Consider the following 14,738-nt stretch of genomic DNA (forward strand, 5'->3'; position numbering starts at 1 on the left):
GGTTCTGCACCGCCCGGTGACGTCACCGGATGAGGCAGAACCCCGGCTCCGCCTCATCCGGAACGAGGGCGGAACCGACCTGGCGGCGGGCGAGGGACGGCCATGACGGCATGCCCTGCTTGCGAGGCGGGGCGCCGCGGTTGAAGTCCGCGGGCTCGCAGCCCTCACCCGTCGCCGGCCACCGACGCATGGGAGAGGACCACACCGCCGTGACCGAGACGATCGCCAGGCCGCCACGCTTCATCGGGTACGTGCCGCTCACCGATCTGTCGCCCGCAGACCGCAACCCGAAGCGCCACGAGCTCGAGCTCATGATCGCGTCGATCGACATGCACGGCCTGGTGGAGATCCCCGTCGTCGACGAACGCACCCAGAAGACCCTCCACGGCCACGGCCGTCGGGAGTCACTGATCGAGATGCAGTCCCGCGGCATGAGCGCCCCCGGCGGCATCGTCATCGACGAGGACGGCGGCTGGCTCGTCCCCGTCCTGCGCGGCTGGGCCTCGGAGCACGACGCCGAGGCCGAGGCCCTGGCCATCAAGCTGAACAGACTCCCCGGCGAGGGCGGATGGGACCCGCGCGAACTCGCCGAGATCCTCGAAGACCTCGCCACCGGCGACGCAGACCTCTTCGACTCCCTGGCCATCCCGCACGACGAGATCGACCAGCTCCTGCGCCAGGTCGACCCCGAGACCCTCCCCGGCGGCCACCGCGAGGCCGAGACCCCCGTGCTCCACCTCCCCGACGACGGAGACCACGACATCGGCCTCAGCCCTGACGACGAGGGCCGTGCCGCACACACGACCTGCCCGGCCTGCGGGCACCTGTTCACGACCGGCCGCTGACCGCCCTCCGAGGAAGACGATGCCCCGACGCAAGGCACGCCGGTCCCAGAACCCCGCCGGCCGCCCGCGCCTGCTCTCCGAAGAGGTCGAGCAGCGCCTCGTCAGCGCGTCACGCACCGGCGTCGCCGTCGAGCTGGCCGCCGAAATGGCCGGGGTCTCCCGCTCCAGCTTCCTCGCCTGGATGGCCCGCGGCCGCGCCGAGGTCGAGGCGCGCGAGACCGGCGAGGAACCCGACCCCGTCGAGGACGAGTACGCCGCCCTGTACGAGAAGGTCCGCACCGCCCGCGCCACGGCGGCGGCCCGCGCCATGATGAACATCCGCAGGGTCGCCGACGGCGGCATCGTCACCAAGACCACCACCCGCCAGTACCGCGACGGCGTGACCGGCGAGATCGTCACCGAGACCGTCGAAGACCGGACCCCTCCGGACTGGCGCGCCGATGCCTGGTACCTCGAGCGCCAGCACCGCGAGCAGTACGGCAAGGACGCCGTCGTCGCCGTCGAGATCACCGGCCTGGGCGACATCCCCCAGGGCGACGACGAGGGACCTGTCGACCTCTCAGCGCTTGCCGAGCGCCTGGACAAGTCGCTGCACTCGGTCGAGTATCCGCCTGAACTGGAGTCCGGTGACGTCGTCGACGCCGAAGTCGTCGACTGAACTACGTACGGCCCCAACCCTCCGTCGGGGCCGTCCTGCCTTTCACGGCGCGACGGTAACCACCTCCGCCCTGCACGGTGCCTTCCCCTGATCACCCAACGGAGGGCACCACCCCATGATCACGATCATCCCCCGAGACACCTGGGGCGCTTCGCCCTGGGAGGGCACCCCGAACACCGTCCCGCTCGCGAGCCGAACCGAGTTCTACGTCCACTACGACGGTGCACACCAGATCACCCGCACCGGCTACGCCGTCCCGCGCGCCATCGAGGCCGTCCACATCCGCCAGAAGTGGGCGGGCATCGGCTACAACTTCGTGGTCGACCAGGCCGGCACGATCTACGAGGGCCGCGGCTGGACCCTCCAGGGCGCCCACTGCCCCGGACACAACGTCTCCGGCCTCAGCGTCCAGATCGCCATCGGTGGCGACCAGGAGCCCAGCGCCGCGGCCCTCGCCGCGTGCCGCGCCCTGTACGAGGAGGCGTGCCGGCGAACCGGCCGGGCCCTGGCCAAGCGGGGCCACAAGGACGGCTTCGCCACCGACTGCCCCGGCCCGAAGCTCTACGCCTGGGTCAAGGCCGGTATGCCCGCAGGCGGATACCGGCCGGCCCCGAACCCCGGCGGGTCCCTGCCGGGCGGCACCGGCGCGCAGCCGTCCCGGAAGCAGGTCACCTTCGGCGGCCTGACGTACGGCTACGGCGCGAAGGGTGACCACGTCACCCGCGTCGGCCAGGCCCTGGTGAAGGCCGGGTTCGGCACGCACTACACCAGCGGGCCCGGCCCGGTGTGGACGGACGCCGACACCAAGAACTACGCGGCGTTCCAGCGGTCGCTCGGCTACTCCGGCACGGCGGCCGACGGCGTCCCGGGCGAGGCGTCGCTCAAGAAGCTGCTCGGCACCATCCCGACCAAGGTCACGGCCAAGCCGGTCCCGCCGTTCCCCGGCCGCGACAAGTTCGGCCCCGGCGAGAGCAACGCGCACATCACCCTCCTCGGGCAGCAGCTCGTCCGGAAGGGCTACGGCAAGCACTACACCAGCGGCCCCGGCCCCCGCTGGTCGGACGCGGACCGCCAGAACGTCGCTGAGTTCCAGCGTGCACACACCGAGCTGGCCAAGGCCGCGGACGGCCTGCCCGGCCCCCAGACCTGGAAGATCCTCTTCTCCTGACCTCCCCGGCCGGCCCGCGGCCGCGGGCCGGCCCCTTCCCGAAAGGCCCTTCGTGGCAGGCGAGACCGTCATCACCGTCGTCGGCAACCTGGTCGACGACCCCGAACTCCGATTCACCCCCTCGGGCGCCGCTGTGGCCAAGTTCCGCGTCGCCTCGACCCCCCGCACCTTCGACCGGCAGACCAACGAGTGGAAGGACGGCGAGAGCCTGTTCCTGACGTGCGCCGTGTGGCGCCAGGCCGCCGAAAACGTGGCCGAGTCCCTCCAGCGAGGGATGCGTGTCATCGTCCAGGGGCGCCTCAAGCAGCGGTCTTACGAGGACCGCGAGGGTGTGAAGCGCACCGTCTACGAACTGGACGTCGAGGAGGTCGGCGCCAGCCTCAAGAACGCGACCACGAAGGTCACCAAGACCAGCGGCTCCGGGCAGCGACATGCACCCGAGGCCGGGCAGGGCCCGGCGGCAGACCCGTGGGCCAAGGAGCCGCCGTTCTGACTCGGCACAGCGAAGGGCCCCGGACAGATGTCCGGGGCCCTTTCGGGTTGGTTCAGGCGGCGACGGTCCAGGCGGAGTCCAGGATCAGCAAGTCGTCGCCCTGGTCGTCCGGTGCGGGCGCACTTTCGTCGGGCTGCTGCGGGACCTCGACCGGGGTCTCCTCCGCAGGCGGCGGCGTCTCGTCGCCGGGCGGTGCCGGCGTCTCCTCGCCGGGCGGTGCCGGGGTCTCCTCGCCGGGCGCTGGTTCCTCCCCACTCGGGTCAGGCTCGGGCGTCTCCCCCGCTGGCGGGGCCGGCGGCGTGGGCGTGCTCGGGGCCGGCTCCACCGGGGTCGGGACCGGAGTCGGCGGGGTCGGCTTCGGGGTCTCGGCCGTCGGCGGTGGCGGAGTTGTCGGTGGAGGGCTCGTCGGAGGAAGGGGCGCCGGGGGTGTCGTCGGCGGCGGCGTCACCGGAGGCGTGGGTGTCGGCTCCGACGGTGTGACCGGCGTTGAGGGTGTCGGCGACGGATCAGTCGTCGGCGGACGGGTCGGCGACGTCGGCGGGAACGTGCGCTCCTCGGTCGGGGACTCCGTCGTCGAAGTCTCCGTCGTCGGCGGCGTCTCGATGCCGGCGGCCAACGCCACTATGTCGTCGTCCGCAGGCTCGTACACCCCCGGAGAGGAGCCGAGCCCGAGCACCAGGCGCGCCGCCATCATGGCCGGACCGTCTTCGGACTTCGAGGAGACGTTCGCGATGATGTCGCGGACGGCGTCCTTGGTGATCCCCAGCGTGCCCAGGGTCAGCGCGGCCAGCCGCGAAGGCAGCGGCGAGGGTCCGCTCGCCATGGCGGGACCCGGACCCGGGCCCCGGCTTCTGTCGCGGTCGGCTTTCTCCAGGAGCAGCTTGTACTCGTCGATCCGCGCCATGTCGGTGCCCCACAGGACGTACCGGCCGTGCCGCTTGATGTTCGGGTACATGCCCTGGGACCCATCCTGGCGGGCCCAGGTGTCCGCGTACTCGCTGTCGTAGAAGATCCGCAGGCCGATGCGCTCGCTGCCGTAGGAGAAGGTGAAGATCGTGCTGTCGGGGCCGGTCGCCGCCTTCGTGGACATCACCATGCCGTCAGCGTCTGTGCACTCGGCGGCGAGCGGGCTGATCGTCGCGCACTCGATGTCGTTGGACCCGGCGAAGAACTCGAACTTCGAGTCGCGGAACGGGGCCGCCATGGCGCCGATGCTCGGGGAAGCGGACGGGCTGACATCGGGGGCCGCCGCCGTGATCCTCGTCGAATCGCTGTCGCCGAACTGGACGTAGCGGCCCAGCGCCCAGCTTGCCGTCAGTGCAGGCAGGATGGCAGCGATCAGCGCCAGGTTCCGGCGCCGCCTGCCCGCGAGGAGTCCCTTGGCCACGTCGTCCGCCGGCATCTCGACGGGCGGACGCTCCACGCTGGGCGGGGCGGGCGTGCTGACGCCGAGCAGGTCGTCGAGATCGCGGAACTCCGGGCACTGCTCACGGATCATCCGCTCGGCGGCCTCGACGGTGATGCCCGGCAGCACGTTGCGCACGTTGTCCCGCGCGGAGCTGAATGACTGGCCCTCGCGCAGCATGAGCGTGCGCACGCCGTTGAGGTCCCACAGCGCCGCGTCGGCCGGGAAGGGCCCGACGACGATGTCGAGCTTGTTGGTGGGGCTGGTCAACTCTGGGGGTCCTTGGCCTTGCGAGCGAGTATTTCCTTCATCACCGCGGCGGTCTCTTCCACGCGCTCTGGGGTGAGCTCCTCAAGGTCGGAGATCACAACCTGGCCGCCGCCGGGCAGCTCGATCTCGGTGCGGTGCAGAGGGAGGTCATCCAGGCCGTCGTCGGTGCCGGCATCATCGCGGGCTTCCAGCGGATTCAAGGTCCGCATGAAGACCGCCATCATGGCGTCGTGCGTCTGCCGGATACGGGCCGGGTCGCGGGTGTACCCGGGGGCGAGGGCACCGGCGGCCGCTACTGCGCGCCGTGTCTCGGCGTCGTGAGGGAGAGGACCGCCTTCGAGGGCGCGCTCCAGGCGCTCGCCGGCTTTGTCAGCGCGTCGTTGGAACATGGTGAGGCGCCCCTTCTCGTGTGGTCTGGACCCGTACGCCAACGACTTTCCCGCGGCCCGCTGCGATGGTGAGGAGCTCCTCCACCAGTTCGGCGGCTGAGTCCCCCTCCGGCAGCACCTTGGCCAGTCGGCGCAATGACCGTACCGTCAACGTTCGTACTGCACCCTCACTCTTGCCCATGATCTGCGCAGTATGCGTGGGGCTGCATCCGTCGAAGAACCGGAGCCGCAGGCAGGTGCGCTGATCGGGCTTGAGGGCGTTCATGTGCGCGGAGACGGCTTCGGCGAGTTGGCGGCGCTCGACCTGCTGCGGGATCGACAGGCCGGGGCGCGGGCGGTCGAGCTGGAGGTGGTCGGCCTGCAGGACCTCGGTGGGGCGGCGCTGCTCCCTGCGGAGGTGGTCGACCGCGGCGTTGCGCGTGATGGTCGTCATCCAGGCCAGGAGGTTGGTCCCGGGCCGGTAGCGTCCGAGGTTTTGCGCCACCTTGAACCAGACCTCTTGGGCGAGGTCCTCGGCGGTGTGCGGGTCGCGGATGTACTGCCGGACCCAGCCGTACACGGTGGAGTTCAGACGCTGGTAGAGCTCGCTCATCGCGGCGGGTGCGTCGTCCCCGCCGGCGGTCGCACGGGCGATGAGCTGGTCGAAGGTTGCTTCTGGTTCGGTCACGGCCGTGTGTCCCCCCATGTGCCGTCGCGGTGCCCCACGTGCGGTTCGGACTGCCTTGAACTAAGGGAGGATCGTCTTCCGCTATGGCGCGCGAGAAGCATAACCGTCCATCATGCGCCAGTCACCGTACCGTTGGCCAATGGTCCATTCCCCTTGGTGTGCTGTAATCTGCCGGCTGCAGGCGGACGGCGGGGGAGCACCCGGCGCACGCCAGACCAGAAGAGGAGTGCGACCATGCTGACCTTGCCCGTCCCTGCCGCTGCGCCGGTCGACGTCTACGACGCTCTGATGCGCTTCCCTCTGAGGGAGTGGATCCCGGTGCCGGCTGCGGCCGAGCATGTGGAGGGCGTGGGGCTTCCTCGTGAAACGTTGCGGCTCGTGATCCGCACGGGCCGGCGCCGTGGTCTGCTGCGTACGCGGCGCGTGGACGACGCGGTGGGGTTCTACGTGATGCGGATCGACTCTTGCCGAGAGGCTGCGGCACCGCCCGAGTGATTCCTTGGATAACGGGCCAGGGCGCCCCTCCCTCCTAGCCAGCCGCGCCGCGAGGCGCCCGGCCTGTGCGCGCGAAAAGCACCAAGGAGGAGGGGGTGCCCTGGCCCGTTATCCAGAGAGCTCTGCTGGGTAGTAGCGTGGCACGTCCTGACCTGTCGACGTGGGTAGGAGCCGCGCCGTGTCCGTCCCGTTCACCGAGATGTCCGACCCCCTGGTGGAACGGGTCCGCGCGGCCCGCGAGCACGGAGACGACACAGCCGCGAGACAGGCGCTCAAGGAGCTCCTCGCCCTCTACGCGCGGCTCGGCGAACGCCTGGTCGGCACCGTTGAGGAACAGAACGAGTACATCGTGCCGCGGCACCTGGGCTTCCTCCCCGCGGTCCTGCAGTCCCTCGGCGTACGGTCGGGCGACTTTCCCGAACCCCCCGGCCGCCGGCGCCCGCCCTCCCCTCCCCCGGCGCTGGATGTCGAGCGCATCGCCGATCGCTTCGCCCTGATCGGCAACGGCCGCGGCAGCGAGGACCAGGGCGAGGACGCCCCCGGCCGGTTCGACGTGGCGTACCGGCCGCAGGACAACGTGGTCGTCGGCGGTGTCCCGCAGAACTTCGCCGTCATCGACACCGAGGGAAGCAACCTGCCGGTCGCCTGGTACGAGTGCCGCGACTGGGCCGAGGCCATCGCAGCCATGGCCAACAGCATCCGCCGGGCCGCCTGACGGCCTGTATGCTCCTCGCCAGAGCAGTCCCTACCCCTCCGGCGAGGAAGGGGTAGGAAGATGAGGGGCGGCAACCGGGCCAGGTTGCCGCCCCTCTGCATGCCGGCCCCGAACCCGCTCCAGGCCGTGGCTCACACGGCGGCGTACGGCTCCTCAGGGGCGGGCAGGGCCGTCTCCCAGTGGCTCCCCCGGTCCTCGATCAGTTCCCGTGCCGCGGTGATCTCCTCGACCTGCGCAGCGAGCGCCTCGCCCACCACCAGCGGCCCGGCCGCCTCGCACAGCATGCTGAGCTCCTGTGACGTGGACAACACCCTGTCCGGCCGCGCGTCGGCCATCCCCCGGGCACGCTTCGGCCTCTTGCTCACCCCGGGCCGGACGTGCTGGCGGACCGACCGGCGGAGCTCCTCCTGGCGATCCCATTTCTGCGCCTGCTCGAGGCGGCGCGCGGCCATCCAGGCGTCGTAGCGGTCCTCGGCAGCCGGGGCCTCGCGGTAAGGAACCACCGACCCGTCAGGAAGGAACAGGAGACCGCCGTTGACGCGGCGGCGTACCTCGGAGGCAACGTAGGCGGCCAGATTCTGCGGGCGCAGGGGGACAGTCCAGCGGCCGAGCTCCCGGGCGATCTCCGGCCCGGCCCACCCGGCGTCGAAGAACGGGCGCAGGGCGTACGCGAACTGGCGCACGCACGAGCCCTGAGCCCACCAGGTGTGGAGCTGGATCATCCGGGCCTCCGCCATGGCGGAGGCTGCCTGCTGCGCAGTCCAGCCCGTGGAGCCCTTGGTCTTGCCGATCTTGGGCGATTTCCGGGATCCGGCTGCGCCCTGGCGCGGCCTGTCTTTGCTTTCCCCACGACGATAGGTGCAGCTGGTACCTCTACGAGGTACCAGCGGAGAAGGGGTGCACGAACTCCCGCTCTCCACAGGGTTTTCCACAGCCTGACCTGCGGCTTTCTCCGTGCGCTCCCGAACCTCGGCGACAGCACGCTCCCGGCCGGCTCCGGTCACGCCGATGACCCGGGCGGCGTAGCCCTCGCCGCCGATCCGGTGCCCCATGGAGTCGTCCCAGGCCCGCGGAACGACCAGGGCGTAGACCGTGGCCGAGCGGCGGAAGCCGTCCCCCGGGGCAACCTCGGCCCCGTGCCGCGTGCGCAGGGAGTTGCGACGGGAGCTGCCCCGCTCGACCCATGCCAGCAGCCCGAGCTCGCGCAGGATCTGGACGTGCAGCGCGATGCACCGCTTGGACAGTCCGAGGCGCCTGATCATGCCGGCCTGGCAGTACGCGACGGTGCCGCCTTCCCACATGCGGGCCGCCAGGTCCTGGGCGATCCTGACGGTGGTGCTGCCCGCGCCCGCGCGGAAGCCGGCGCCCACCATGAAGCGCACCGCGCGCAGCCAGTCCCTGCGGCTGGTCATTCTGCGCGAGCGAGTACCAGTGATCCACTGGTCAGATTCGGTCGAAATCGGAGCGAACGACGGTGTCGATTCGGGGATTTGTCGGCGTGCCGCCGGGTCAGGCTGGCAGCGCACGCGGGCATGCGGCATCATTACCTCGTGCTTAGGGCCCGCCCGAGGGCACAAAAAAGCCTTCGTTCCGGCGGGGGTCTGCTGAGACCGGTTGAACCGCACAGCTGTGCGGGGAGCCAACGGACCGCGTCAACGGTCCGAGTAGAGAAGTGGCCGGCTGCTCGACGCCACATCGAGCGAACGGCCTGGACTGCTGGTAGAGGACTCCGTGCCACCGGAGTCATCGGATCGCAGTCCGCGCAGTGGCTAGGTCATGACGGCCTCCGCAAGGAGAGATTCGGGAAGGTCAGGGATGCACGGAGCAGCGAGCCCGTAAGGCGCCTCCACGGAGGGGGAGCAGAACAGACCACCACGAACACCCACAGACACACGAAGGCCCACCGGACGCCGGCGAGACACTCGCCGCCCGGTGGGCCCTTCTGTTGCTGCGTCCCGCAGGTGTGCGGGTACATTGGTGCTCAAGAGACCGATCCTCTGTTGTAGGTCTCCAGGAAGATGCCTCGCATCGCTCGCTGCAAAGGTTTGCCGCCTTGACTTGCAGCAGAGCCGCGGGGCTCTTCCTGTTTCTATGTGGTCTTGTGGTCGTCGCCGTCCGGGGCTTCGGAAGATCCAGACCGCGGCGCTGGGGCCAGCGTAGACCTTCTAAGGGCTTCTACGTGCGGATCTGGCGGCCCGTCTGCCTGGCCGTGTCGGCCACGCGTTGGGGGTGCGATCACCATATCGGCTGGTTCCGACGCTCCCCTGTGGTGCCGGTTCGACCTGGCGTTCTCACACGGCGACTGCGGCCCAGGTGATTCGGCCGCCGTGGTCGCCGGCGTACTGGCCGAACTCGGCCGCCAGCCGGTGCACCGTGTACAGGCCGGGCTCGATCTCCGGCCGCGGCAACTCGCAGTGCATGTCTCCGACCGAGATGGTCACGTGGAAACCGTCGAACGCGACCCGCCCCACGAGGGCGTCGCCTGCCGCGTATCGGGCAGTGACGTCGACGAGCTCGGTGAGCACCGCAGCGGCCGGCTCGAAGGCCGCGAGCGAGCCCTTACGCCTCTCCAGGAAGAGGGGCAGCGCCATGCGCAGCAGGGCGTCGGCCCGTTCCATCGCCTGCGCCGGCGTTGCCTCCAGGCCGATGACGAAGTCGAAGCTGTCCTCGGCGGCCAGGGGCCAGGTTGAGCCGCTGGTGGTGTCGGATGCTACGGCGCCGATGCTGTCAGCTGCGGTGGCGCCGTTCTCTGCCGGAATGATCGTCACGGATGTCCGTCCCCTCGAAGACATATCGAATAATAGTTCGAATGGGTTCGTCTGTGGGTCCCTGGACGGGTGGGGGCCGATCCTGTAGGGAGGCCGCGCGGGAGGTGAGGTCGTCACCTCCCGCGCGGCAACTAAGAGAGGGCGGGCCCACTCTTAGGGGTGATTCATCCCCATTCGGGGTCCATCAGTGCTGCCGCCTTCGGTGCGCTGCCCCACTCCGGGTCGAGTTCGGTCGTGGGGAGCGGTGCGACACGGCCCCACTCCGGGTCGGCCAGGATGACCTTCGGGGTGGAGGTGCCCCACTCCGGGTCAGCCAGAACGGAGGAGGCGCCGCCGACGCCTGCTATCAGCAGGGCGGTGGCCGCGATGACGCCGGCGAGGCCGGTCAGTACGGTGTGCCGCAGATTCTTCATGGTCTCCACTTTCTCGGGGGCTGCTCGAACACGTCTCGGTCGTATCAGACTCCCCCGCGCAACGTCTTCACGTTGCCGAAGGCGTGACTGAGTTCATCGCCTCGAGCCCCCGTGCGTCACCACTGGTTAACGCCAAGTGGAGTCGACGAACTTTCGGAACCGAGCTTGATTGATTCGGACTTCAAGAATCAAGCTAGATGGCGTGCGCGTGCACGCATTTCCTGAACAAGCAAGGGGCGGGATGGCATGGACTACCGCAAAGCGGACAACACTTCGTCAAGTCTGATCGGCGGCCTGTCAGCTGTCGCACGCACTCTCTACGCCTTGCTCGCGGACGGCGCCGAACGTATCGAGCCAGGCACGCCGGGGCTCGAGGAACTCCTCGCGCGAGGCCTCATCGTCGCCAACCAGTGGAAGGCCGACCACTACGTCCTGCTGGAGAGCAGCGATGTGCTACGCCGTCAGGTCGAGATCGAGCTCCGCGCAGTGCAGGCCCGGGTCGCCCGCGTCCTCGAGACAGCCCGACTCGTCGAGGAGCTCCCCCGGCGCCCGACCTCGGAGGAAGGCGGCATGAAGTTCCTCGCCACCCTTGAGGAGTGCCGCGAGGCGGTTGTGGAGATCACGCACGGCGTCAGGGCTTCGATCTGGACCGCGCAGCCAGTCGAGCGCACCCCGAAGACGATGGAGAAGTCGACCCCTCGCGACCTCGACAACTTGGTCAAAGGGGTCAAATACCGAACGATCTACCTCGACAGTGCGCGCCATCAGCCGCACCAACGCACCTGGGCGGAGAAGGTCACCGAGCTCGGCGGCGAAGTGCGCACCTTGCCCGGCGGCTTCCAGCGCATGGTCATCGTCGACGGAAAGGAAGCGAACGGCCGCGCCATCATCTCCGACCACCGCCCCGGCCCTGGCTACCTCAGCCGGAACACAGGTTGGCTCGTAACGAACGCCGGCATGGTCGCCCAGCTCGTCGCCGTCTACGAAGAGCAGTGGAACCGCGCCGACCCCTGGACCGGCGGCTACGCCCGATTCGCCAGCAGCGTGGGCTTCACGTCCGACGACGAGAAGATCCTGCGGGGTCTCCTCGAACGGCGCACCCACGAGTCCATCGCGGGTGAACTCGGCGTCGACCTTCGGACCATCACCAACAGGCTCGGCCGGATCTACAAGAGCCTGGGCCTGAATGGCGGCGACAAGTTCTCACTGGGAATGGCCTACGAGCGACACCTGGCGCAGCGCCAGGAGCGGCCGCAAGCCGCCGACCAGTAGGCCGCGGCATTCCAAGATCATTCTTGCCCAATTGGGCAAGAGCCCCGGACCCCGTACGAGTGACGGGCGGGGCCCTACCACGTGCACTCTCCGCGCCGATAAGGCATTGCTGCCCGAAACGGAACGGCAGTCTGACTATCGTCCCTCCCATGACAACGAACACCCCGCCCCCCTGGGCGCTCGCTCCACACCCGCGCTACGCGTACCTGATGGACCGCGTGCGCGCCCTGCGGGAAGAGTCCGGCCGAGCCATCGTCATCGCGATGTGCAACCAGAAGGGGGGCGTCGGCAAGACCACACACACCATCAACCTCGCCGGCGCCCTCGCCGAGTTCGGCAAAAGGGTCCTGGTGAACGACTGCGACCCGCAGGCCAACACGACCAGCGGCTTCAAGGCGAAGCGCCCCAACCCCACGGGCTTCACCCAGCGGACAGCCATCCTCGAAACAGCAGACGCCCACCCGCTCATCGTCCAGACGAGGGTGCCGAACATTCACCTTCTGCCCGCGAGCATCGACATGGCGATGCTCTCGGCAGATCTGCGAGCGACCGGCATGGGTCTCCCCCTGCACCGCCGCATGCTGGAGCAGTTCAGGGACGAGTACGACGTGATCCTCCTGGACATGCGGCCGGCCCTGGACACCGACACCGAAGGGCAGATTGCCGCGTCGGACTTTTCGATCATCAACGTCGACGTCGACGAATGGTCCATGGAAGGCGTCGGCTACCAGCTTGCCCAGCAGGAGAAGGCCCTCAAGCTCGTCGACCGCGTGGGCGAGCACGAGGCTCTGGGCCTGATCATCGGCCGTGTCACCAAGCCCATGGGCGCCTTCGACCGGGTGGTCTACGACGCACTGTGCGCGCACCCGACCCTGCCCGTCCTCGGCGAGGTCCCCATCCGGTCTGCTGACCTCAAGGAAGCTCGCCACGACGGCCTTCCCATCGTCCAGTACCGGCCCAAGGCCGACACTGCTGGCTTCTTCCGGGAGATCGCCGAGCGCTCGGGGCTGGTGAAGGCAGCATGACCAAGGCACCAAAGGCGCCCAAGTTCCACGTGGGGTGGGGCGACACCGAGTCGGACACTCTCGTCACAGCCCAGGAGCTCGAGGTCGCCGAAGCCTCCAGCCACCAGGCGAGCACGACCGCCGTCGAGGAGCGCATCGCCGAAGCTGTCAGGGAAGCACAGCCGGGGCTGCACAAGATCCCCGACCCAGTCCTGCCCGAGGGCGACGGCCCCCTCACGCCCGCCGAGGAGAAGCGACTCCGCGACTGCCAGGGCGGCGTGGCGCTCGGCAACGACGCGTGGTTCATCCAGGGCAAGGCCCTCGACACCATCGCCGTCGGCCGCCTCTTCCGGACCACGCCGCACAAACTCGAGCCCGAGCGCTGCTACGCGTCGATCGAGGAGTGGGCGCCCCTCGAGGCCGGCATCCCCCTCAACTCGCTGAGCAAGCTCCGCGCCGGCTGGGCGATCGGAGAGGTCCTCGCCGCCCGCGGCTACCCCGCCATCCCGGGCCAGGTCCGCGAGCTCGTCCCGGTGAAGAACCAGTTCAACCTCAACGCCGCCATCGCGGTGTACGTCTTGGTCGCCGACAGCGTCGGGGCCAACAAGGTCACGGCAGAGCGGCTCCGCGACATCGTGAAGCTCCTCCCCGTCAAGCTCGAGCTCGACGAGGACGACGACGTCGACGCCCTGGCGAAAACCATCAAGGGGGTCCTCGTCGACGAGGTCGAGCCGGTCGTCTCCCGCGCGATCCCGCCGGCGGTGACCCGGGCCGTCGACAAGCAGTCCCTTCGGATCGCGGACGCCCTCAACCGATCCCGCATCCCGCGCACGGAGGTCACCCTGCACCTGATGCAGGCGTTCACCGACCAGGAGGACACCACGGTCTTCGACGCCGTCCTGGAGCGTATGAAGCAGGCGGAGAAGGACGCCAAGCAGGCCGCGAAGAAGGCTCTCGGGTAGTCACTCCCGCGGACAGCGCGAAGGCCCGGCCAAGGGTAGTGGCCGGGCCTTCGCGTATGAACCTCCCGTGCAGCATAGGGCAGTTGCCTGCCGCGGGCCCGGTCACACCGGCCGCAGGCCCGCCCGGGGCGCAGTCAGGCTCACGCGCCACCGAGTCAGCTTGTTCGCCGGCTCCCAGCGCGGGCCGTCCGGGCTCGGCACGCTTACGGCGCGCTCCGGCCGGTCGCCCGGCAGGTCCCACCGGCTCACCGTCATGGTGGGATCGACGAGGGCCTCGACGAGGGGCCACACCTGGAACGGAACCGACTGCCCGAACTTGGCGGCCAGCTCCTGCGTGTCCTCCTCGTTCCCTACCCTCTGCACGAGTCCTTGGAGGACGGAGTCGAGCCCCTTGCCCGCCAGCTCCCGGCTCGACGCGAGCAGCGTCGGACGGTCGAGCAGCACGGGGTGGGGCTCGAGCCCGTCCCAGGTGCCGTCCATGTCCACGACCAGCCGGAGCTCAGGACGCCCGTTGTTCGCGTCGTGCTCCAGGTGGATGAACACGCCCAGCGGCCACCCCAGCGGCCCCGTCTCTGTGGGCCGGTCCGCGGGGGGAAGCGCCACGTACACGCAGTGCTGGGGCAGGTGCGCGGCGAACCGTTCCAGGCCCAGCCGAGGATCGGTGGGCACCCCCTCCGCCTGCCACAGCCGGTCGACGTGGACCTGCTGCGCGTCCGGCTCGAGCCAGTACACGCCCTTCGTCAGCCGCCAAGCCGACAGCGCCCCGATCCGCCCCATGTCCGCCATGCGCGAGTCGCCGGCCGTCAGGCGGTTCGCCCCGCCACCCGAGGCCACGGCGTACGACGCGCCCAACGGGAGCCAGCACCAGTCCGGCCAGTCCATCAGGCCCGGTGAGCCCTTCTGCCGCGCGAATCGGTTGAGCTGAGCGAACCCGTCCGGGTACCGCTTGCGAACCTCCGTCAGGTACCGCGTGGTCCGCTTCTCGGCGAGCTTGAGCACCGTCTCGGCGTCGTCGCCAGCCTGGGGGATCAGACCACGGCCTACCTTGCCCATCACTTCCTCATCTCTCGTTGGATACCGCAGCTCTATCGCACACCACCGACAGGCGGGGCGGCCTTGTGTCAGCCCGTAGAGCGCGCAGAGCACGCAGGGGTGACCCACTCTCGGGATGCGCCTGAAGACGGCGCAGAACCGGGCTCAGGCCCGTTGGGAAC

16 protein-coding genes are annotated in these 14,738 nt (G+C 69.7%); 9 read left to right on the forward strand and 7 right to left on the reverse strand.

What is annotated here, in order from left to right; translation table 11 throughout:
• Window positions 1–209 precede the first annotated feature (209 nt).
• The 4 genes from ABTY59_RS31845 to ABTY59_RS31860 all read left to right on the forward strand — a co-directional run bounded on the left by ABTY59_RS31845 (window position 210) and on the right by ABTY59_RS31860 (window position 3,164).
• Entirely contained in the window at window positions 210–845 is a 636-nt protein-coding gene (locus ABTY59_RS31845) for a ParB N-terminal domain-containing protein (RefSeq protein WP_352022559.1), read from the forward strand.
• 19 nt (window positions 846–864) lie between these two features.
• The gene (locus ABTY59_RS31850) at window positions 865–1,503 is read left to right on the forward strand and encodes a hypothetical protein (protein ID WP_352022560.1); all 639 of its coding nucleotides are present in this window, start codon (window positions 865–867) and stop codon (window positions 1,501–1,503) included.
• A 115-nt stretch (window positions 1,504–1,618) separates the two neighbouring features.
• Window positions 1,619–2,671: a peptidoglycan-binding protein gene (locus tag ABTY59_RS31855; protein WP_352022561.1), complete on the forward strand. Its 1,053-nt coding sequence runs from the start codon at window positions 1,619–1,621 to the stop codon at window positions 2,669–2,671.
• 52 nt (window positions 2,672–2,723) lie between these two features.
• Window positions 2,724–3,164: a single-stranded DNA-binding protein gene (locus tag ABTY59_RS31860; protein ID WP_502995450.1), complete on the forward strand. Its 441-nt coding sequence runs from the start codon at window positions 2,724–2,726 to the stop codon at window positions 3,162–3,164.
• A 52-nt stretch (window positions 3,165–3,216) separates the two neighbouring features.
• Here ABTY59_RS31860 and ABTY59_RS31865 read toward each other — a convergent pair whose 3' ends face one another.
• The 3 genes from ABTY59_RS31865 to ABTY59_RS31875 are packed head-to-tail and all read right to left on the reverse strand — an operon-like array spanning window position 3,217 to window position 5,895.
• Window positions 3,217–4,839: a hypothetical protein gene (locus ABTY59_RS31865; protein WP_352022562.1), complete on the reverse strand. Its 1,623-nt coding sequence runs from the start codon at window positions 4,837–4,839 to the stop codon at window positions 3,217–3,219.
• Window positions 4,836–5,228, reverse strand: a complete 393-nt coding sequence (locus ABTY59_RS31870) for a hypothetical protein (RefSeq protein WP_352022563.1) — start codon at window positions 5,226–5,228, stop codon at window positions 4,836–4,838. Before ABTY59_RS31870 ends, ABTY59_RS31865 begins: the two co-directional genes overlap by 4 nt.
• Window positions 5,209–5,895, reverse strand: coding sequence for an RNA polymerase sigma factor (locus ABTY59_RS31875; protein WP_352022564.1), 687 nt, complete (start codon window positions 5,893–5,895; stop codon window positions 5,209–5,211). Before ABTY59_RS31875 ends, ABTY59_RS31870 begins: the two co-directional genes overlap by 20 nt.
• A gap of 234 nt (window positions 5,896–6,129) precedes the next feature.
• On the opposite strand from ABTY59_RS31875, the gene ABTY59_RS31880 reads away from it, so the two are divergent.
• Together ABTY59_RS31880 and ABTY59_RS31885 are read left to right on the forward strand one after the other, a co-directional pair.
• Window positions 6,130–6,390: a hypothetical protein gene (locus ABTY59_RS31880; protein ID WP_352022565.1), complete on the forward strand. Its 261-nt coding sequence runs from the start codon at window positions 6,130–6,132 to the stop codon at window positions 6,388–6,390.
• 178 nt (window positions 6,391–6,568) lie between these two features.
• The gene (locus tag ABTY59_RS31885) at window positions 6,569–7,105 is read left to right on the forward strand and encodes a hypothetical protein (protein ID WP_352022566.1); all 537 of its coding nucleotides are present in this window, start codon (window positions 6,569–6,571) and stop codon (window positions 7,103–7,105) included.
• A 131-nt stretch (window positions 7,106–7,236) separates the two neighbouring features.
• Here the strand turns inward: ABTY59_RS31885 and ABTY59_RS31890 are convergent, their stop codons facing one another.
• The 3 genes from ABTY59_RS31890 to ABTY59_RS31900 form a co-directional block, all read right to left on the reverse strand.
• Entirely contained in the window at window positions 7,237–8,517 is a 1,281-nt protein-coding gene (locus tag ABTY59_RS31890) for a hypothetical protein (RefSeq protein WP_352022567.1), read from the reverse strand.
• An 879-nt stretch (window positions 8,518–9,396) separates the two neighbouring features.
• Complete coding sequence (locus ABTY59_RS31895) at window positions 9,397–9,873, reverse strand: hypothetical protein (protein ID WP_352022568.1); 477 nt, start codon at window positions 9,871–9,873, stop codon at window positions 9,397–9,399.
• Between the two features lie 164 nt (window positions 9,874–10,037).
• Window positions 10,038–10,286: a hypothetical protein gene (locus tag ABTY59_RS31900; protein WP_352022569.1), complete on the reverse strand. Its 249-nt coding sequence runs from the start codon at window positions 10,284–10,286 to the stop codon at window positions 10,038–10,040.
• Window positions 10,287–10,532: 246 nt separating this feature from the next.
• Here ABTY59_RS31900 and ABTY59_RS31905 point away from each other — a divergent pair, with 246 nt between their 5' ends.
• From ABTY59_RS31905 to ABTY59_RS31915, 3 genes are all read left to right on the forward strand, one after another.
• Window positions 10,533–11,558: a hypothetical protein gene (locus tag ABTY59_RS31905; RefSeq protein WP_352022570.1), complete on the forward strand. Its 1,026-nt coding sequence runs from the start codon at window positions 10,533–10,535 to the stop codon at window positions 11,556–11,558.
• Window positions 11,559–11,707: 149 nt separating this feature from the next.
• The gene (locus ABTY59_RS31910) at window positions 11,708–12,583 is read left to right on the forward strand and encodes a ParA family protein (RefSeq protein ID WP_352022571.1); all 876 of its coding nucleotides are present in this window, start codon (window positions 11,708–11,710) and stop codon (window positions 12,581–12,583) included.
• Window positions 12,580–13,524, forward strand: coding sequence for a hypothetical protein (locus ABTY59_RS31915; protein ID WP_352022572.1), 945 nt, complete (start codon window positions 12,580–12,582; stop codon window positions 13,522–13,524). The genes ABTY59_RS31910 and ABTY59_RS31915 overlap by 4 nt, the downstream gene beginning before the upstream one ends.
• A 102-nt stretch (window positions 13,525–13,626) precedes the next feature.
• On the opposite strand, the gene ABTY59_RS31920 is transcribed toward ABTY59_RS31915, so the two are convergent.
• Complete coding sequence (locus tag ABTY59_RS31920) at window positions 13,627–14,577, reverse strand: AcrVA2 family anti-CRISPR protein (protein ID WP_352022574.1); 951 nt, start codon at window positions 14,575–14,577, stop codon at window positions 13,627–13,629.
• Window positions 14,578–14,738: the final 161 nt, after the last annotated feature.

The sequence above is a fragment of the Streptomyces sp. NPDC096079 genome (assembly GCF_040303145.1).
GTDB lineage: Bacteria > Actinomycetota > Actinomycetes > Streptomycetales > Streptomycetaceae > Streptomyces.

Bases quoted from the DNA above. Each gene is read 5' to 3' on its own strand.
- ABTY59_RS31850 (WP_352022560.1), top strand. From the start codon at position 865: ATGCCCCGACGCAAGGCACGCCGGTCCCAGAACCCCGCCGGCCGCCCG.
- ABTY59_RS31855 (WP_352022561.1), top strand. From the start codon at position 1,619: ATGATCACGATCATCCCCCGAGACACCTGGGGCGCTTCGCCCTGGGAG.
- ABTY59_RS31870 (WP_352022563.1), bottom strand. From the start codon at position 5,228: ATGTTCCAACGACGCGCTGACAAAGCCGGCGAGCGCCTGGAGCGCGCC.
- ABTY59_RS31880 (WP_352022565.1), top strand. From the start codon at position 6,130: ATGCTGACCTTGCCCGTCCCTGCCGCTGCGCCGGTCGACGTCTACGAC.
- ABTY59_RS31890 (WP_352022567.1), bottom strand. From the start codon at position 8,517: ATGACCAGCCGCAGGGACTGGCTGCGCGCGGTGCGCTTCATGGTGGGC.
- ABTY59_RS31900 (WP_352022569.1), bottom strand. From the start codon at position 10,286: ATGAAGAATCTGCGGCACACCGTACTGACCGGCCTCGCCGGCGTCATC.
- ABTY59_RS31905 (WP_352022570.1), top strand. From the start codon at position 10,533: ATGGACTACCGCAAAGCGGACAACACTTCGTCAAGTCTGATCGGCGGC.
- ABTY59_RS31910 (WP_352022571.1), top strand. From the start codon at position 11,708: ATGACAACGAACACCCCGCCCCCCTGGGCGCTCGCTCCACACCCGCGC.
- ABTY59_RS31915 (WP_352022572.1), top strand. From the start codon at position 12,580: ATGACCAAGGCACCAAAGGCGCCCAAGTTCCACGTGGGGTGGGGCGAC.
- ABTY59_RS31920 (WP_352022574.1), bottom strand. From the start codon at position 14,577: ATGGGCAAGGTAGGCCGTGGTCTGATCCCCCAGGCTGGCGACGACGCC.